This is a genomic window from Actinokineospora diospyrosa (genome assembly GCF_024171925.1).
Lineage (GTDB): Bacteria > Actinomycetota > Actinomycetes > Mycobacteriales > Pseudonocardiaceae > Actinokineospora > Actinokineospora diospyrosa.
Map to the genome: position 1 here is coordinate 526,628 of NZ_JAMTCO010000004.1, position 18,761 is coordinate 545,388.

At 67.5% G+C, this 18,761-nt stretch carries 14 protein-coding genes; 10 read left to right on the forward strand and 4 right to left on the reverse strand.

Translation table 11 applies throughout. The features are described from left to right. Nucleotides 1–7: 7 nt before the first annotated feature. Entirely contained in the window at nt 8–1,612 is a 1,605-nt protein-coding gene (locus tag LV75_RS09380; RefSeq protein ID WP_253886415.1) for a KGGVGR-motif variant AAA ATPase, read from the reverse strand. Next, nucleotides 1,612–2,181 (reverse strand): toll/interleukin-1 receptor domain-containing protein, encoded by a 570-nt coding sequence (locus LV75_RS09385; protein ID WP_253886416.1) that lies wholly within the window; start codon nt 2,179–2,181, stop codon nt 1,612–1,614. Before LV75_RS09385 ends, LV75_RS09380 begins: the two co-directional genes overlap by 1 nt. 222 nt (nt 2,182–2,403) lie before the next feature. Between LV75_RS09385 and LV75_RS09390 the strand changes: the two genes are divergently transcribed. Beyond that, on the forward strand, nt 2,404–3,384 hold the full coding sequence (locus LV75_RS09390; RefSeq protein WP_253886417.1) for an SEFIR domain-containing protein: 981 nt from the start codon (nt 2,404–2,406) through the stop codon (nt 3,382–3,384). 22 nt (nt 3,385–3,406) lie between these two features. Here LV75_RS09390 and LV75_RS09395 read toward each other — a convergent pair whose 3' ends face one another. Further along, a complete protein-coding gene (locus LV75_RS09395; RefSeq protein WP_253886418.1) occupies nt 3,407–4,000 on the reverse strand; it encodes a dihydrofolate reductase family protein in 594 nt (197 codons plus the stop codon). Between the two features lie 199 nt (nt 4,001–4,199). Between LV75_RS09395 and LV75_RS09400 the strand changes: the two genes are divergently transcribed. The 5 genes from LV75_RS09400 (at nt 4,200) to LV75_RS09420 (ending at nt 9,553) form a co-directional block, all read left to right on the forward strand. Next, nucleotides 4,200–5,048, forward strand: coding sequence for a DMT family protein (locus tag LV75_RS09400; RefSeq protein ID WP_253886419.1), 849 nt, complete (start codon nt 4,200–4,202; stop codon nt 5,046–5,048). Between the two features lie 214 nt (nt 5,049–5,262). After that, the gene (locus tag LV75_RS09405; RefSeq protein WP_253886420.1) at nt 5,263–5,859 is read left to right on the forward strand and encodes an energy-coupling factor transporter transmembrane component T family protein; all 597 of its coding nucleotides are present in this window, start codon (nt 5,263–5,265) and stop codon (nt 5,857–5,859) included. A gap of 10 nt (nt 5,860–5,869) precedes the next feature. After that, complete coding sequence (locus LV75_RS09410; RefSeq protein ID WP_253886421.1) at nt 5,870–6,424, forward strand: biotin transporter BioY; 555 nt, start codon at nt 5,870–5,872, stop codon at nt 6,422–6,424. Beyond that, a complete protein-coding gene (locus tag LV75_RS09415; RefSeq protein ID WP_253886422.1) occupies nt 6,421–7,101 on the forward strand; it encodes an energy-coupling factor ABC transporter ATP-binding protein in 681 nt (226 codons plus the stop codon). Before LV75_RS09410 ends, LV75_RS09415 begins: the two co-directional genes overlap by 4 nt. Nucleotides 7,102–7,681: 580 nt before the next feature. Next, nucleotides 7,682–9,553 carry a tetratricopeptide repeat protein gene (locus tag LV75_RS09420; protein ID WP_253886423.1) on the forward strand — a complete coding sequence of 624 codons (1,872 nt, stop codon included), beginning with the start codon at nt 7,682–7,684 and terminating at the stop codon, nt 9,551–9,553. 374 nt (nt 9,554–9,927) lie between these two features. Here LV75_RS09420 and LV75_RS09425 read toward each other — a convergent pair whose 3' ends face one another. After that, nucleotides 9,928–11,151, reverse strand: coding sequence for a hypothetical protein (locus LV75_RS09425; RefSeq protein ID WP_253886424.1), 1,224 nt, complete (start codon nt 11,149–11,151; stop codon nt 9,928–9,930). Nucleotides 11,152–11,552: 401 nt separating this feature from the next. Between LV75_RS09425 and LV75_RS09430 the strand changes: the two genes are divergently transcribed. From LV75_RS09430 to LV75_RS09445, 4 genes are all read left to right on the forward strand, one after another. After that, nucleotides 11,553–14,423, forward strand: coding sequence for an AfsR/SARP family transcriptional regulator (locus LV75_RS09430; protein ID WP_253886425.1), 2,871 nt, complete (start codon nt 11,553–11,555; stop codon nt 14,421–14,423). 223 nt (nt 14,424–14,646) lie between these two features. Further along, nucleotides 14,647–15,153 carry a helix-turn-helix domain-containing protein gene (locus tag LV75_RS34820; protein ID WP_301318864.1) on the forward strand — a complete coding sequence of 169 codons (507 nt, stop codon included), beginning with the start codon at nt 14,647–14,649 and terminating at the stop codon, nt 15,151–15,153. A 421-nt stretch (nt 15,154–15,574) separates the two neighbouring features. Further along, the gene (locus LV75_RS09440; protein ID WP_253886427.1) at nt 15,575–16,828 is read left to right on the forward strand and encodes an ATP-grasp domain-containing protein; all 1,254 of its coding nucleotides are present in this window, start codon (nt 15,575–15,577) and stop codon (nt 16,826–16,828) included. Further along, complete coding sequence (locus LV75_RS09445) at nt 16,828–18,141, forward strand: MFS transporter (protein WP_253886428.1); 1,314 nt, start codon at nt 16,828–16,830, stop codon at nt 18,139–18,141. The genes LV75_RS09440 and LV75_RS09445 overlap by 1 nt, the downstream gene beginning before the upstream one ends. Nucleotides 18,142–18,761 lie beyond the last annotated feature (620 nt).

The window sequence follows — 18,761 nt, forward strand, 5'->3', positions numbered from 1 at the left end:
TTCCCTCCTAGTGGCTGTTCTCAACGTGGTTCACCACGCGGGCGGCCAACGCCCCGATGCCCCACTCGATGGCTTCCACCGTGTGCGGTGGCACCGGTTCCCGGACGTCGTGCTTGCTGCCCGCCGGTGTCTCGATCGCCGTGGCGAGCACGGCGGCCAGTTCCTGGGTGCGGCCGCCGTCCCCGGCACCCGCGGCGGTGACCAGCTCGCGGACCAGTTCGTCCACCAACTCCCAGCGCGGCGCGCTCAACCTGGCCCGCTTGGCCTGTTCGAGCAGTTCCGCCAGTTCCGGTGCGTTGTCGACGATGGCCACGGCACCGCGCAGCTGGTCGGCCAGCGCGCGAGCGACCGCCGCCGCGCTCAGCGACGCACCGATCCGCAGGTGCCTCAGGTTGGCCACGAACCCCGGCAGGTCGCCGGCCCTCGTGCCCTCGGTGAGGATCGGGACGACGCGGCGGTCTTGCCCGACCGTGCGGTAGAGGAACAGCTCCGTCTCCGCTTCCTGCCACCTGGTCAGCTGGCGGTCGACGACCAGGCACAGGTGCCGTGCGCTGTCGCCTGCACGGGCCAGCAGGTCCCGGTCGCCGGAGGAGGACCACTCCGCCGCGAACCCCAGGGACCGCAACTCGGTGATCAACCTCTTGGCCACGTGCCGGGCGACGTGCGAGCTGCTCACCCGGATGTCGTGGCTGAACTCCTGTTTGCGGTCGCGCACCACGGCGACGAAGGCGTCGCGGTTCTCCGCGAGCAGCGGGGTGTGGTCCAGGTCGTGCGCGATCAGGGCCGCCACGGTCTCCAGCGCGAAACTGATCTGGTCGGTGGACGGGGTCTTTTCCTGCTCCACCGCCAACTGCTCGCCGAGCGCCCAATAGGACACGTACGGGATGGTCAGGTGGCGCGACATCGCTGCGACCGAGACCCGGGCTTCGAGCCAGTTGTGGTACAGGCCCTTGGTCTTGTCCAGGCACACACCGCGCCAGTACTCCGATTGCGCGTACTCGTCGCGGCTGTCGAAGCGCGACAGCACGGGGATGACGGTCAACCGGGGGCGGTCCAGCGGCAGCCGCTCACGCGCCGCGTCAGCCAATCCGACGACGTTGACGGCGCCGCGGATGCTCTGCGCGTTGGCGGTGAACAGCAGCACCAGCCGGTCGGGGAGCTGAGCGGTGCAGATGCTGCCGACATCGGACACGCCGGTCCGGCTGTCGAGCAACACGTAGTCGTAGCGCGCGATCCACTGTTCCCGGCACTTCTCGAGGTACTCGCCGAACCCCTCGTCGTAGAGCAGGCCCCAGTCGATGGCCTGCACCCTGCTCTCGTAGTTCGGATCGTCACCGCCCGCGGCGAGCAGGTCCAGCGATCCGATCACCTGGACGCTGCGGTCGACGACCGCGCCGGTCCGGAAGTCGTCGACCAGGTCGACCACGCCACCGGTGGGCGGTGTGGTGATCAGGGGTTCGAAGTAGTCGTGCAGCCCGGGCGCTTCCAGGTCCCAGTCCACGCACAACACGCGGAAGCCCCACCGCGCCAACAGGACGGCGATGTTGGCCAGGGCGAAGCTGCGGCCGACGCCGCCCTTGTAGGAGTAGAAGGTGAACACGGTCCCGGGCATCAGTACCTCGGCACCTTCATCGTCGGCAGCACACCGGGGCCGGGCTGGCGCACCGGCCACTCCTGCCAGGCGGGGGACAGCCCGATGCCGTTGAGCAGCGTCACCGCCAGGGCGTCCACCGCTTCGCGGAAGTCCAAGTAGGCCAGGCTGTCCTGGAACTGGATGTCCGGCTGACGCCACTTCCGCATGTCGGACATCCACCGCTGGGTCGCGTACTCCGGGAAGCTGTCCGAGTCGCTGTAGATCACCGGGAAGATCAAGCCCCGGCCGCCGGTGCCCGCGACCTCCTCGCGTTCGGCCATGGAATGCCACTCCGCCATGCACCACTCGCGGATGAAGTACTTCGGGGAGTACACCGCGACCAGGACCTTGGCGCTGCGGAGCGCCGAACACAGGGTCTGCGGCCACTTGGCGCCACCGACCTCGGCCTGGTCGTAGAAGACCTCCACCTTTTCCGTCGCGTTGTCGTCGAGCGCGTCGATCAGTCTCGGGTGGAGGTGCCGGTCCACCCAGGGGCGCACGGTGCGGCTTTCCCGGTCGTAGCTGATGAACACGTCGTACTGGTACACGATGTGCCATCGCTCCTTCGGGTGATCCGGTTGGGCGCGTTTGATCGTAAAGGCCGGGTGTACTGAGGAGACAGTGGCGAAAACCTGACAGAAACAGGACAGAGTGTGGACAGAACGCGGGGGCACGACAAGGAGGCGTCAATTCAGCGACAGGGGTCGACCGAGGGCTCCGGGCCGTCGACAATGCGTGTCGCCGGTCGGGGAGAAATGTGGGGAGAGTTCATGTCGGAGGATTCCGCGCCGCGGGTGTTCGTGACCTATTCACACGACACCGAGCGGCACAAGCGGGACGTGCGGGAGTTCGCGACCTTCTTGCGGTCGCGGGTCGGGTTGGACGTACACCTTGACCAGTGGGCCGACGGGAAGCGGCAGGACTGGTCGTTGTGGGCGATGGAGCACCTGCGCGAGTCCGACTTCGTCCTGGTGATCGCCTCACCGCAGTACCGGCTGAGGGCGGAGGGGCGCGCCGAGTCGCACGTGGGCCGCGGCGCGCAGTTCGAGGCGGCGATCATCCGCGACCACCTGACGCGGAACCTGCGGCAGGGCACGGAACGGGTGCTGCCGGTAGTGCTGCCGGGTGGGTCGATCGAGGACATCCCGATGTTCCTCGCCCCGTACTCCACGACGCGGTACGAGATCGCCGCGTACACCGAATCGGCGGTGAACTCCTTGATCTCCGCCATCACCGGCGAGAGCGCGCACCCGATGCCCGAACGAGGACCGTGGCGCGGCGGCGCGGCGAGCACCCCGCGCGACCACCCGCGTGACTCGCTCACCGACCGGGAACGATGGCTGGACCACAGCGACGACATCCACATCGGAAGTGCCACCATCGACGGCGTCCCCTACAGCGACAGCATCCTCTTGCGCCCGGAGGAGATCCCGACAGCGCGGAGCTTCCTCGAACTCGACCTGGGGAGGGGCGTCTACCGGAGGCTGACCGCGGTGGTCGGGATCGTCGACGACGCCGAGGAGCCCTTCCAGGTCGGGCGGGTGGTCGTCGTGCTGGACGAGAAGCCCCGCTTGGAGCAGACGGTGGTGTTGGGGAAACCGCTAGCGGTCGACCTCGACCTGACCGACACCCGGCGGTTGCGGCTGGAGATGTTCCGACCGGCGCCGCCCGCCTCGCCGTTGGGCAAGGTCAACGGTGGCCTGTCCAGGCGGCCGTCGGAGTTGGCCTGGGGGAATCCCACCTTGCGGTGAGCGCGGCCCGCCAGGGGTGTCATCACCCGATTGTGTAGCTGAGGTGGGTGACGAGGGGGGTGTGGCGGACCGCGGTGGGGGTTAGGTTGATTCGGCCGACTTCGGTGAACAGGCGTTCACCCTGGCCGAGCACCACCGGGGCGATGTGTAGGCGGAGTTCCTCGATCAAGCCAGCCGCCAGGAACTGGTTCACGGTCGAGGCGCCGCCGGCGATGGAGATGGACTTGTCGCCTGCTGCGGTCTTGGCTCGCGACAGTGCCTCGGTGATGCCGCCGGTGACGAAGTGGAAGGTGGTGCCGCCTTCCATCGCCAGGTCCTCCCGCTCGTGGTGGGACAGGACGAACACGGGGGCGTGGTACGGCGGCTCGGCGCCCCACCAGCCGGTCCAGGAGAGGTCCCAGTCGCCGCGGTCGGGGGCGAACATGTTCCGGCCCATGATGAACGCGCCCGCGGCGGTGATCTCGGCGAGTTCGGCGGCGTTGTCCTCGGCGGCCTCGAACATCCACCGGTGCAGGTCGTCGCCGACGCCCTCGCCGAGCGGGGCGTCCAGGCTCTGGTTCGGGCCTGCCACGAAGCCGTCGATCGACATCGCCATGTCGCAGGTGATCTTGCTCATCGGGGTCCTCCTCGAGTGCCGTTGCCCACCTGTCGAACCGGGGTGTCCCTCGATCGACAGCGGCCAGCCGTGACGCCGGTCACCAACGTGTGACTTCGGTCAAATCGCCTCAGGTCGGGCGGCCCCCAGACTATTCTGGGGTTGCGTGCCGACGCTGGATTGTGCCTGCTCGGTTGGAGGAGACCGAGGGGGCGAACCGGTGAGCGACCTGGCCATCACCATCGTGCTGTGCGTGGCGGTGTCGATCATCTACGCGATCGCGGCACTGATCCAGGCGCGGTTGGGCCACCTCTCGGTGCGAGAGCTGACCCGGGTTCCGGTGTGGTGGGTCGCCCAGCTGCTCAACGCGGGCGGCGCCGCGCTGCACGTGGTGTCCCTCGGGTTCGGCCCGCTCTCGCTCATCCAGCCGCTCGGCGTGCTGACGCTGGTGATCGCGGTGCCGTTCGCGGCGAGCGCGGCCAAGCGGCGGGTCACCGGGTTGGAACTGAGCGGGATGGCCTGCACCGTGGTCGGCCTCGCCGGGCTCACGATGATCATCGCGACCGCGGGGCGCTCGGAGCCGCTGAGTTCCGGTGAGCTGACCATCCTGCTGGCGGTCGCGAGCGCGATCGTCGCCGTTCTCGGTCTGCGTGGGCGCCGTCCCAACGCGTCGACGATCTGGGAGGCTGCGGCAGGCGGGCTCGCCTTCGCCGTGTGCTCGGCCCTGTGCCAGACAGCGGTCATCCACTTCGGCGCAAGTGGACCAGCCTTCCTCTTGTGGCCGGTCACCATCTTCACCATCCTCGCTATCGCCGCCTTCGCGATCAGCGCGACAGTGCTGACGCAGCGCTCTTACCGCAACGGCCTCGGTGCGCCACTGGCTGTGACCAACCTGGTGAACCCCGTCAGCGCTACCGTGATCGGGGTCGTGTTCCTCAACGAGGACCTGGGCGCGTCGCCGGTCTCGCTTACCCTCGCCGCCGTGTTCGGCATTGTCGCCGCGTTCGGGGTCACCCAGCTCGCCCGGGCCCGTGAAGCCGAACCGGTTGTCGCTACCGTCCAGGGATAGTCGCGGTCGCTCTATAGCACGCCATTTCCCAGCGGCCGTGTGGTCCAATTCACGCTAAGACGGAATGGTGTTGTTGCAGGTGGCGGGCTCGTAGGTCCTGTCAAGAGGCGGTAGCGACAACGGCCCACCGGTGAGGACTATCGGTCGATCCGGAAAGCGCGCTGGTAGGTTCGGCGGCGAATCAACCGACCATCCGATGTTGCGGGGACGAGCGATGCTGAGCCTGTACCACGAGGCGCGCTCCCCCGTGCACGCGATGCCCGCCGGGGCGAAGCTGCTGGTGCTGCTCGGCACGGGTACCGGCCTGTTCTTCGTGCGGTCGATCGGCGCGCTCGGCGTGGCGATGGGCGTGGTCGTGCTCGGCTACGCGCTCGCCCGGGTCCCGGCCCGGGTGGGGTTGCGGCACCTGCTGCCGATCCTGCCGGTACTGGCGGTCATCGTCGTCGCCCAGGTGTTGCTGACCGACTGGGTGACGGCCGCGCTGGTCGGTCAACGGATCGTGGTGCTGGTGGCGTTGGCGAACCTGGTCACGCTGACCACGCGCACCTCGGCGATGGTCGCCACCGTGGAGGCCGTGCTGCGCCCGCTGCGACCCCTGGGGGTGCGGCCGGAGCGGGTCGGCCTGGTGGTCGCGATGACCGTCCGGTTCATCCCGGTGCTCAAAGAGCAGGCCGACCAGGTGCGCGCGGCGCAACGGGCCAGGGGCGTGCGTCGGAGCACCCGGTTCCTCACGCCCTTGCTGATCAAGACATTGCGGCTCGCCGACGGCCTCGGGGACGCCCTCGAGGCGCGCGGCGCCGGTTCCGACTAGGAGGACTCCCTTGCGCAGCAAGGACATCGCGCTGGTGGCGCTGTTCGCGGCGATCACCGTGGTGCTCGGCTTGTTCCCGCTCATCGAGCTACCGCTGGTGCCCGCCCCGTTCACGGCCCAGACCCTGGGCGTCATGCTCGCCGGGTCGATCCTGGGTGCTCGCCGTGGCGGGCTGGCGATCCTGCTGTTCGTGGTCCTGGTGGCCATCGGCCTACCCGTGCTCCCCGGTGGACGCGGCGGCATCGGCGTGATCCTTGGCCCTACCGGCGGCTTCATCCTCGCGTACCCCGTAGGCGCGTTCGTGACAGGTCTAATCACTGAATGGCTGTGGCGGCGGTACAACGTGGCCTACGCACTGCTGGCGAACGCGATAGGCGGAGCCTTGGTGCTGTATGTCATCGGGATCCCGTGGATGGCGATGTCCGCGAATCTGCCACTAGGCAAGGCCATCACGGGCTCGGTGGTCTTCCTACCCGGCGACCTCGCCAAAATCATCGTCGCCTCATTGACCGCGGTAACAGTTCGCCGCGCATACCCCCTTGTGCAGCCTAGGCAAGCCGCGTGATCGAGCTACGCAACGTCCACCACCGCTTCGGCGATCACCAGGTCTTGCGTGGCATAGATCTGTCCCTCACCGAACAGCGCATCGCCATAGTCGGCGCCAACGGATCCGGCAAGAGCACCCTCGCACGCTTGCTCAACGGCTTGCTTCTACCTACAGAAGGCCAGGTTCTCGTAGACGGCCTGGACACGAAGAAGCACGGCAAGGTGATCCGCCGCAAGGTGGGCTTCGTCTTCCAGGACCCCGACATCCAGATCATCATGCCCACGGTGGTGGAAGACCTCGACTTCGGCCTCAAACACCACGGGATCCCCCGCCCCGAACGCGAAGCCCGCGTAGAGGCCGCCCTAGCCGAGTACGGTCTAGCCGCCCACCGCCACCACCCCGCCCATCTCCTCAGCGGCGGTCAGAAGCAACTCCTCGCCATCGCGGCGGTCCTCATCACCAACCCGACCCACATCATCTTCGACGAGCCCACCACCCTGCTGGACCTACGAAACCGGCACCGCATCACCCGTTTGATCACCGAACTGGACCACCAGGTCATCCTCATCACCCACGACTTGGAACTAGCTGCCACCGCCACCCGCGTCATCGTCCTCGACCAAGGCACCATCACCGCCGACGGTCCCCCTACCGAAAGCCTCAGCTCCTACATCGCCGCGCACACCAACCCCTAGCTACAGACGTCGCGTTCCGTGCGCAGGCCACCACTCGGACGCGCCAGAAGTGGGGAAACGGCCCAATCATCCGCTGTGTGACGCACCGAACGTAGCGACCTGGCCGACGTGGACGATCAAGTCCATGGGCTGGTCGTCTCCGTTCGGCGGAGCGGCCATCGGGGGGCGGTCGAGGGGGAACGACCGGGCAACGCGCCGCTGGGGTCTACACGATTGGGGCTGTCCTCAGTCTGGCGGTGTTAGTCCGGCCCGAAACCTTCTTACGCTCCAAGAGGAGCGGAAGGGGGCGCATGGGATGACGGCGCGGGGCGGCGCGCACGGGTCGGATGGCGACGGTTACTCAGCAACGCGGGTGGACAACCGCGTGGAGGGCACGATCGCGGCACCTTCGGTGCAGTCCGGGGTGATCCACGGCGGTGTGCATTTTCACCACAGTGGTCAACCCCCGGTTGTGCCGTGGCAACTCCCTCCACCGCCAGCACATTTCGCCGATCGAGAGGCCGAGATGGCCCGGATCGGTCAAGTGCGCACAGCGGGAACCGGCCGAGCTGGCCTGGTAGTGCTAACTGGCACAGGTGGCGTGGGCAAGACCGCCATGGCCGTTACGTGGTCAACCCGCAACACCGATCGCTTCAGGGACGGCCAGCTCTACGCTGATCTGCGCGGGTTCTCCGCCACAAGCGCGCTGCCGACTGAGCAAGCGCTTAGCGGCTTCTTGCGCGCGTTGGGCACTCCACCGGAACGGGTGCCGGTCGACCTGGCAGAGCAGACGGCGTTGTTCCGCAGCCTCACCGCGCGTAGACAAATGTTGGTCGTGCTGGACAACGCCCTGTCCGCGGCGCAGGTGCGGCCGCTGGTTCCCGCGTCGGAGGACAGCATCGTGCTGGTCACCAGCAGACTGCGGTTGAGCGGACTGCACATGGACGGCGCGGAGTTCATCGAGCTCCCCCCGCTACCGCATGAGCAGGCGGTCAATCTCATCGTCCGCTCGTTGGGCACCCGTCGCGTCGACGATGAGCGCGATGAGGTCGGCGAGCTGGTCGAACTCTGCGGAGGGCTGCCGATCGCCCTACGAGTCGCCGGGGCACGCTTGGCGGCTCGACCACGGTGGCCGGTGTCGCGCGTGGTTGCCGAGCTCAGCGATGAGCGCAACCGGTTGGCTCGACTGTCTCTAGAGGACGATTCGTCGATCACCGCCACATTCGACCTCTCCTACCAGGCACTGGCAGACGAAGAGGCCCGGCTGTACCGATTGGCAAGCACGCACCCCGGTCCCGAGTTCGGCGTCGGGGTTGCGGCCGCCGCCGCGGGTATGCCCGAGGACGACGCGGAGGACGCCTTGCAAGCACTGGTGGACGCAAGCCTGCTGGAGGAACTCGACGCCAACAGGTACCGCTACCACGACCTGGTACGCCTCCACGCGCGTGACCACGCGGAGCAGGGGGGCGATGAGGCAGAACAAGCGCGCCGAGCGATCGCGCAGTGGTTCCTGGAACAAGCGACCCGCGCGAACCTCGTAGTCATCCCCAACCGCTGGCGGATCAGCCCAGTCGCCGACAGGTTGGAAGGGCCAGGGAAAGCGTTTGAGAACTCAGGAGACGCTGTCGAGTGGCTCGACGGGCAACTGCCAAACCTGCTCGCGGTTTTGGAAGACACCGATGCCCGGGGTTGGGACGACCTTGCTTGGCAAGTGTGTGAGGCGCTCTGGGAAATATTCTTGCACCGCAAGCACTACGGGCAATGGATTGCCTCACACGAGATAGGTATCGCTGCCGCGCACCGGTGCGCGGCCAAGGATGCCGAGGCAAGACTTCGGTGCCAGCTCGGGCGAGCCTACCTGGACCTGCACCGGTTCGATGATGCCGAACGAGAGTGCAGGATCGCCCAAGAGCTGGCTCAACGAACCGGGCATCAACGCAACGAATCTGTGGCACTGAACCAGCTAGGCATGGCAGAGGAAGGGCAGGGGGATGTCGACGCGGCCATTGCCTGGTACCGCAAGAGCCTCGCCATCGAGGAGGAACTCGGTATCGCAAGAGGCGTGGCATTGCGATACCGGAGGATCGGTGAGGCCCTACTAGGCGCCAACCGCCTGGCTGAAGCAGCCGTCGAGCTCAAGACCGCTAGCGTCAAGCTCGCCGCGGTGTCCGACTGGATGAACCAGGCGAAGGTCGACGTCGCTTTGGCCCGCATAGAAGCGGCGGACGGCGCGTTTGACACCGCCGCCCGCCGCATCGAAGAGGCACTTGCGCTGCTACGTGGCTCAGGCTCAGCCACGTACCAGGTGACCGCCCTGCTGGCCCTCGGCGAGGTGCGCGAGCAGCAGGGTGACCGCACGGCCGCCGAGCGGCACTTCACCGACGCCGTGTCGCTGGCCGAGGAAGTGGGCGGCCCACAGCTCGAGCGCGCCACCGCCCGGTTGCGCGCCGTGCGGGGCGGCTCTGGTGACTGAGCTCAGCCCACCGAGCCCACACCCGACGAGCGTCCCGAGGTAGGCCAGCGCGGCGCCGACCACCGCTGGCGCACCGGGGACGGCGACCACCTCACCGGTCCGCGCCGCGAACAGGCACGTGCCGTCCGGGCAGGTCGTCGCGGCCAGGGCGAGCCCGGTCAGCTCGCGCAGCGCCCAGGTGAGCGCCTCGCGGGCCTCGGCGTGGCTGGCCCGCCCCTCCAGCACGAGCACGTCGAGCAGCGACCAGGGGCCGGCCCCCGGCCCGGTTCCGAGCACGAAATCCACCTCGTGCCCGTCGACGAGGCACCGCCAGAGCCCTGGGCTGCCGGTGGCGACCGCGTGCGCGGTCACCACCGTGAGCACATCACTGTCGATCATGATGCGAGCAGCGTAGGGGCGGGCAATGACAGGGGCACAACGGACTGGTCCGGTTCCACCAACCGCAGCAACCGGTACATCGCCTCGCGCAGGATGGCCGCCGCCGCCCCTGGACGCGACGTCAGCAGCCCGCGCACCCGGCTGCCCAGCTCCGGCGTGCACAGCGCCCGCGCGGCCGCCAGCTGGGCTTCCAGCGGCCGTTCCGGCTCCCACCGGGGGGCGACCTCCGCCAGCACGGACGACGGGCTCCCCGGCCGCAGCGGGCCGTCCGGCTCGGCGGACCTGAGGATCGGCCTGCCGAGGCCCGCGGCGAAGGTCGTGACCGAGCCGTAGTCGCCGATCACGTGGTCGGCGCCGACCAGGGCCGCGCGCCACCCCTCCTCCGGTGGCACCAACCCCAGACCGGACCGCATGTTGTCCGCCAACCAGGTCCTGACCTGCCAGGCACCGTGGTGCGACCACACGTTGGGGTGCAGCAGCCCGACGACCCGGTACCTGTCCGCCGGGAGTTCCCGCTGCACCACGTCGAAGAGGTCCGGGCGACGACCGAAGGCCGACGCGGTGGACCAAGTCGAGCTGACGACCACCAACTCCTGGCCCGGCGTTAAGCCCAACTCCGCGCGGTAGTGATCACGCAAAGGCAGGCTCGCCGTCATCCTGTCGAACGCGATATCTCCCGCCACGACCGCGTAAGGCACCGCAGGCGGGCAGGCGACCGTAAGAACCTCCATCTCGTCGTCATGCGTGAGCACGATGGCTTCCGCCAAAACCTTCCCGTGCCGCATGAGTTGGTCCCGATCCATGTTCAGCACCGGTGCCCACGACTCCCCCGTCGTCTCAGGCCGCCACCGGCGGTACTGGGCGAGCCCACCGCCGTGCGGTATGAGTAACGCGGGTCCGTTCACCTCGTCCATACCACGGATGCTCCCCGCCAACACCAAGTCGTACCGCTCCCGCCTGGCTTGAGCCCACGGCAGGACTACCCCGCCCCGGACGGCCAAGAAGTCGTGTGTGGCTTGCCAGGTCTCCCACGACTCCGGCTGTGTGAACACCACCTGCAAGCGCTTGTCGTTCTCCAGCAACGCCAACAGGTCGAACAACCGCGTTCCCGCAACGATGTGCGGAACCATGACCAACACCGACTTGCAGTTCGGGTTGGTCGCCCAATGGCGGTCCACCCGGCTGACGGGGCTGCGCACCCAGCGCGCCTCCCCGCTCACCGCGATCCCCCCGCCCCTGGTGCCGGGAATCCTCCCCGATCCCGTTCCCCCTGCCTCACCGCAACCCCTTCCGTGCGCTGGCATCCGAACCGACACAACAAGGATCGCGGCACAGGTGGTCAGTTCACTTTCAAGCGGCGCAAGAACCACCAACAACAGCCCACCGCGAGCAACCCCGGTTGTTCCGCTGATTCCGGCCGGCTGCGGGTTCCTCAGAACTGGCCAGTTCTTGGCATTCGCAGCGTCTTTGGCAAACGTTACGCGGTCGGTAGACTCAACTGACGCACAGCGGGCAAGAGTCGCCCTGACTGGGTCGGCTCGCCTTCAAGGGGTGTACGCCGGTGGAGCCTGCGCTAGGAATCCTAGGACAGACAGCGGTCCGTGTCGCCAACGGGCCGCTGGTGGAGGCCGGGATCACGCCGAAGGCCCGCGCGATGTTGGCATCGCTGCTGGTTCGAGCGGGCGGCGCCGTGTCAGCGGGCACGCTGGTGGACTGGGTGTGGGACGAGGAGAAAGAGCACCCCAGGAACGTGCTCGGCACTCTCGACAACTACGCCACCAAGATCCGTAACCTGCTCGGGCAGCACGGGATGACGTTCAAGCTCACCAACAGCCGGGGCACGTTCCGACTGGAAGTCGACCGCAAGTCGATCGATTTCCACATCTTCGGCGAACGGCTGCGCACCGCACGGGTGCACATCGAGCAGGGTGACCCGGCAGGCGCGATGGAACAGGTCACCTCGGCCCTGAGCCTGCTCCGCGGGCCGCCCTTGGACGACCTGACCTCGGAGCCCGCGGCCGGGTGGCGGTACGGGTTCGAGCAGAACCAGGTGCTGCCTGCCCACTTCATCCGCCTCACCGGCCTGCTCAAGCTGGATCGAGCGGCCGATGCCCTTCAGGTACTAGAGCAACTACAAGCCGAACACCCCAGCTCATACCGCCTACACCGGCTGCGTATGACCACCCTGCACGCGCTAGGGCGTAGGCAGGATGAGATCGAGTACTTCACGCGCGTACGACGCCAGATGGCGCAAGAAGGCGATCTCCACAGCGCCAAGCACCTCACCAAGCATCACGAAGAACTCCATGCGAGGCGTGCGACATCCCGTCCAGCGATGGCTTTGGCGGAGCCCCCGCAGATGCTGCCGCACGACATCACAGACTTCGTTGGCCGCTCTGCACTTCTTCGCGCTCTGGATGCTTTGACGTCTGACGCCAAGGGCCGCCCTCTCCGGGGTGTCGTGCTCGTCGAGGGCATGCCAGGCGTCGGAAAGACCGCTCTAGCGGTCCGGTGGGCTCATCGAGCCAAGAGGCGCTACCCGGACGGGATCCTCTACATCGACCTGCATGGCTTCTCCCAGTATCGCGAAGTCGACCATGCCACCATCGTCGACAGCTTCCTCACCCACCTCGGGCACGGCAAGAGCCTGTCGAGATCGCTGGGGCAGAAGGAAGCGCTGCTGCGAGAGACGCTGTCAGCGAAGGTGACGCTAACGGTGTTGGACAACGCACGCGACTCCGCGCAGATACGCGAAATCGTCCCGCTTCTGGCAGGCAGTCTTGTCCTAGTCACCAGTAGGCAGCGGCTCTCCGGACTTAGCACCGGCTACAGCGTCCGCAGGATCGTCGTTCCGCAACTCCTCTCGGACGAGTCACTAGCCCTTCTGAGGGTTCAAGCCGGTGCTCAGTCGACTGTGGACGAGCAAAGCCTCGAGGAGCTAGCTGGCCTGTGCGGCGGACTCCCTCTTGCGCTAACGGTACTTGGCTACAACATCGCGGACTGTCAGATCAAGGATGCGGACGGCGTAGACCGCCTTAGCGCGCTGCGTCGCAGGCTGTTGAAGCTTGGCGCTACCGGCGATCAGGACGTGACACCGCACTCGGTCTTCGCGCAGTCCTACCGCATGTTGACCACTCCTGCTCGGCGCGCGTTCCGCCTGCTGAGCCTGCACTTCGGGTACGACTTCAGCGTTGAGGTCGCCGCCGCGGGTCTCGGGCGCCCCAAAGAGGAAGTTGGCGATACGCTGGCAACGTTGGTGGGAGCGCATCTGATCTCCAGATCGAATGGCGTCGAGCGATACCGCTACCACGACTTGCTTCGGGAAAGCGCCCGCCGCTTCGCAGCCGACGACGACATCCCAGCCGAGTGCGGTGCCGCGGAACGCCGGATGCTTGCCTTCTACCTCGCGCAGGCAATCGAAGCGGATCGGGCGCTCATCCCCGAACACCCGTTGCCGCCGCCGATGCCGGTTGAGCCGCAAATCCAGCCACCAAGCGTCATGTTGCCACGCCAAGCGCGAATCTTCTTCGCGGAAGAGCGCGCGAACTTGGTCTCCTCCGTCTTGCAGGCCTCACGCCAGGGCTACCACGGGTACGCCTGGCGACTCCCCAACGCAGCGTTCACCTTCTACGAAGAGCACGGCTCTTACGCTGAGGATTGCCGGTTGGTGCGAGAGGCCGCCGTCATCTCTGCCCGCGCGGAAGGCAACGAGATCGCAGAGGGGTCGTCGCTGCTCTACCTGGCTCGCTCATACATGGAACTCGGGCAGCTTGAGCGGGCCAAGGAGTACCTCGACATCTCGCTGGGGTGCGCGACACGGGCCGGGATGGCACGCGCCCAGCTCAGCACCCTCTATCACCTGGGCAAGCTCGAGGTGTTGCGGGACAACCACGAGGCAGCCGCCGCTCTGTTCGAGCGCAGCTTGGAGCTGGCCAGGCAAGAGCACGACCAGGAAGGTCTCAGCTGGACGAAGTACTACCTCGGTGTCGCTTTGCGGGCGGGCGGGCGCACCGATGACGCCATGATCCACTTCCACGAGGCCAAGGTGGCGGCCGAGGAGCTGCGCGACGAGTCGCTGCAGGCGCGCTGCCTGTGCGGGATGGCCGCGGTGCTCGCGGACCGGGGTGAGCACCACATGGCAGCCTCGTATTGCGCCAAGGCACTCAGGCTGGTCGAGCCCGCACAAGACATTCCGGCCACCACGCTGGTCCACCTGCGCCTGGCGGAGGTCCACTTGGCACGCGAGGCACTCGGCGCCGCCCGGGACTGCGCGGGCAAAGGGCTTTCGCTGGCCGAAGAGGGGAACCGGGTCCCGGCAATGGCCGAGGCGCACCGGCTGCTCGGGGCGATCGCGGCGGGGTCGGGCGATCGGGCCGCGACGAGCACCCATCGACTGCGGGCAATCGAATTGTATTCACAGCTGGGAAACCGGGCAATGGAACTTGATCTTCGACGCCGCCTCGAAGAGGGTCCACCAGAGGGAACGACATGACCAAAAAGACCCAACCAACCCCCGCGTCACCCACCCGTCGAGCCTGTGTATTCTCGCACCGCTCGCGGATCTCGCGCCGCACAAGGCATTCAGTCACCGACCCGAATTCCCCACCGGTGATCCGCGCGCTACCCGCCATGCGGAAATTTGCCAACAGAAGGAGGAATCTCGTGCGCCTGAAAGCGAACTCACAGCGCGTTCCTCCTCGGCACCGCACGGGGAGATGAGGTGTCACGTGCTTGACGGGGGACGAGATCCCAGCCCGCACGACATCGCCTGCGCAGTGGGGCGGGAGCTGCGGTCAATACGCGAGCACCGCGGTTGGACGAGGCTGGACCTGGCCACACGCCTCAACTCGGAGATCACCAGCCAGGCGGTGGCAACATATGAACAAGGTTCACGTCACTGCACGGTGGCCAGGTTCGTGGAGCTGTGCCACACGCTCGGAACGCCCGCCCCTTGGGTACTGGGAACCGCGCTGCAGCGAGCGGAGATCGACCTGCTGACGCTGGACATCCTGGTCGACCTGCGCACGCTGGCACTGGACGAGCGCGCCGAGCTCGGCCTGCTTCGCAGGTGGGCGAACAACCTCCTGCACTCCGACGGGGATTACAACGGTGTCGTCGAACTCAAGCCCGCCGTCGTCGAGCAGATGGCGGCGCTGTGCGACCTGACCCACGCGCAACTGGCCAGCATGCTGGCCGAGTTCACCCCGCCGCTGACGGCCTAGAAGACCCGCAAACGCCGAGGTCGCGCCCACTTGGGCGCGACCTCGGCGTCTTTTTCGCGGACTAGGCCCCCCGCACCGGCCACCAGCGTTCGCTGTCGCCCTGTGCGCGAGCCTTGACCATCTTGCTCATTCCCGCCAACTCCTACAGCTCGCGTCGAGCGCTTTTGCGGCGAGCTCGACAAGTACGCAGAGATTACTTCAGACCGTTCCAGCGTGCGTGAGTGCCACACATCGGTTGAGAGCTCAGGTCAAAGGCAGCAGGACCAGGCTGTGCGGATGATCGGGTGGTCCCTCGACCGGCGGCCCCAGGAGCCGACACGCCCGGGTGGGGAGGGGTGCAACGGCGGAGGGGGCGGCGGTGTTCCTACGGGGTAGGAGTTGGAATCCGCGGTCGAGTGCTGGGTGAGGAGTGCCCGAGATGGTGTCGGACAACGAGGCGGGGCAGAAGCCGTTGTTGCTGCTCATCGGCAGTAGCGCGCGGCGCGGCCGGGAGTTCATCCTGCGGTCGGTGACCGCCAGGTACCGGCTGTGGTTGCTGCAGCCCGCCGCCGTGACGTGGGAGGGGCCCTACGTCGTCGGCAACACCGTCGTGGACAACACCGACCACGACGCGCTCGTGGCGGCGGCGCGGGAGGTCGCGGCGGAGCACGAGGTGGCCGGGGTGTTCTGCTACGACGAGGGGCTGGTGTGGCCCGCGGCCTCGGTGAGCGTCGCGTTGGGGCTGCCGGGGAACTCGCCCGAGGCGATCGCGGCGTGCAGGGACAAGAACGCCACCCGGGTCGCGCTCGCGCAGGCAGGGGTGCCCCAGCCCGGGTCCATCGGGGTGTACGACCTGGCCGGGGCGTTGGCCGCCGCCGAGGAGATCGGGTACCCGGTCGTGGTCAAGCCGCGCGGGTTGGCCGGGAGCATGGGCGTCAAGCTCGCCCGCGACCCCGGTGAGGTCGAGGCTGCCTACGCCGCGGCGACGGCGATCACCTACCCGGGTGTGCCCGTGTTCGACATGTCCGTGCTGGTCGAGGAGTACGTCGACGGCCCGGAGATCAGCGTTGACGCTGTCTTCCACGACGGCCGGTTCGTGCCGTTGGCGGTGGCGCACAAGCAGGTCGGGTTCGACCCGTTCTTCGAGGAGACCGGGCACGTGGTCGACGCGACCGACCCCCTGCTGACCGACCCGGAGCTGCTGGAGGCGCTGGAGCGGGCGCACAAGGCGCTCGGGTTCCACACCGGCGTCACGCACACCGAGTTCCGGCTCGGCTCGCGCGGCCCCCGCCTGCTGGAGGTCAACGCCCGCCTCGGCGGCGACATGATCCCCTACCTCGGCCACCTGGCCAGCGGCGTGGACATCGCCCTGGCGGCGGCCGACGTCGCCGCCGGTCGGGTGCCGGACACGACTCCCCAGCACCGGCGCACCGCGGCCGTGGCGTTCCTCTACCCCGAGCGCGACACCCGCGTCGACGAGATCGTCGTGCACGAGGAGCGGTTCACCCCGCACATCCACGACGCGATCGCCATGACCGACCCCGGCGCCGTGCTGCGCCTGCCGCCGCGCGGGTACATCGCCCGGTACGGCCGGGTCATCGCCGTCGCGGACAGCCCGGAGGAGGCCAAGGCGGCACTGGCGAACCCGACGGACCTGGTGGAGCTGACCGGGACGCCGGTCGAGGTGGACGCGTGATGGCGAACTCCACCGATCACCCCTCCGTGGTCCAGACGCTGCGGCAGATCTCCCGCCCGGTATGGCTGCTGCTGGTGGGCATGCTGGTCAACCGCCTCGGCAACTTCCTGCAGATCTACCTGGTCCTCTACCTGACCCAGAAGGGCTTTAGCGAGCCCGCCGCCGGTATCGCGCTGGGCGCCTACGGCGTTGGCTCGGTCGTCGGAGTTCTACTCGGCGGCACCATCTCCGACCGTTTCGGCTACCGGTGGACAATCGTGGTGTCCATGGCCGGAGCCGGTTTGCTCACTGCGCTCCTCGTACACCTGACCGTCTTGTGGGCGGTACTCGCGGTGGCCGCCGCGACCGGTCTACTCGCCCAGGCTTACCGCCCCGCTTCTTCGGCGATGCTGGTCGAACTGACCCCGGACAAACACCACGTCATGGTCTTCGCGGTCTATCGACTGGCATTCAACCTGGGGACAACGGCGGGCCCGCTCCTCGGCGTCCTGCTGATCTCGTACTCCTACGACCTCATGTTCTACGTCGACGCGATCACCTCCGTCGTATTCGCCCTCTTCGCGCTCCGGCTACCGCACACGGTGACCTCCGCCAAGGACGAGCCCACCGCGGACACGGCCCCCCGCAAGTCGTACCTGACGGTCCTCTCCGACCGCGGCTACTCCCTCTTCATGCTCGCCCTCTTCCTCAACGCCGTCGTCTACATCCAGCACGTCTCGGTACTCCCCCTCCAAGTCACGGCCGACGGCCACGCGCCCGGCCTCTACGCGGTCCTCCTCTCCCTCAACGCAGTCGTCGTCATCGCCTTGGAACTCCCCTTCACCAAGTTCGTCCAACGCCTCCCCGCAAAGATCGCCGTCGCCCTAGGCGTCGGCCTAGTCGGCGTAGGCATGAACCTCTACGTGGCCGGCCCCGCCATCGCCATGTTCGTGGTCGCGACCCTGGTGTGGACCCTGGGCGAAATCATCGGAACCCCCACCGCCTCGGCCTACCCAGGACAGGTGGCACCGCCCGGACTCCGCGGCCGCTACATCGCCGCAGCCGCGTTCCCGATGCAGATCGGGTACGCGGTGGGGCCCGCGTTGGGCGTAGCACTGTGGACAGTCTGGAAAGACGGCGTTTGGTGGGGTTCTTCGGTGATCACCGTGGTGGCGGTGGTGGCAGCGCTGGTGGGGATGCGGCGGCCGACTGCTTCGGCGGAGCCGGAGGCCGCTCCTGATGGGTCTGTTGGAGCGGCTCATGTGACGAGCGGTGAGGTTGCTGTCGGTGCGCCGGAGTCGACTTCTGGTGCTAGTGCTGGCGCTTCGGGTTAGTTGGGTTTGGTTGTGGGTGGTCTGCGGGGGCGGCTCCTTTGGGGGTCGCCCTTTGCGGCTTCTTCGGGGTTGTGTGTGCTGGTCTAGCGGCTGGGTCGGGGATGGGCGCTTGGTGGGGATGGGTTGTCCACAATGGCTTCAGCTCTCCACGATCGCTTCATCTCTCCACGATGGTTTCAGCTGTCCACAATGGCTTTGGTTGTGCACAGGTGCTGGTTGCTGCTGATGGTTTGTCGGTGGGCGTCGGTAGGCTGTGTATTGGGGGGTCTTGGTGCGGATGATCTTGCGGATGAGGCCTGCGGTGGTTGGTTGTCCACAACGGGTCTGGTTGTCCACAGGGTGCTGCTTGGTGCTGCCGTTGTGTCGGTGTTGCTCGGTAGGCTGTGTATTTGGGGGCTTTCGATCAGGTTGATCTTGGCGTAGGCCGGGGTTGGGAGTGCGGGGCAAGGACTTCGGTGCCTCCGCCTTCGGCTCCGGGGGTCGGCCTCGTCGCCTGGCGGCGACCTCGGCCACCGGATCGGACGCCTCGTTGCCTGGCGGCAACATCGGGCCCGATCCGCGACAATGCGTAAAAGCTCGATGCGGTGGACCTGTTTTGCGCGGGGCCCCTACGACACCCG

Excerpts from the sequence above, each read along its gene's own strand:
- LV75_RS09380 (WP_253886415.1), bottom strand. The coding sequence starts at position 1,612 with ATGCCCGGGACCGTGTTCACCTTCTACTCCTACAAGGGCGGCGTCGGC.
- LV75_RS09390 (WP_253886417.1), top strand. The coding sequence starts at position 2,404 with ATGTCGGAGGATTCCGCGCCGCGGGTGTTCGTGACCTATTCACACGAC.
- LV75_RS09395 (WP_253886418.1), bottom strand. The coding sequence starts at position 4,000 with ATGAGCAAGATCACCTGCGACATGGCGATGTCGATCGACGGCTTCGTG.
- LV75_RS09405 (WP_253886420.1), top strand. The coding sequence starts at position 5,263 with ATGCTGAGCCTGTACCACGAGGCGCGCTCCCCCGTGCACGCGATGCCC.
- LV75_RS34820 (WP_301318864.1), top strand. The coding sequence starts at position 14,647 with ATGAGGTGTCACGTGCTTGACGGGGGACGAGATCCCAGCCCGCACGAC.
- LV75_RS09445 (WP_253886428.1), top strand. The coding sequence starts at position 16,828 with ATGGCGAACTCCACCGATCACCCCTCCGTGGTCCAGACGCTGCGGCAG.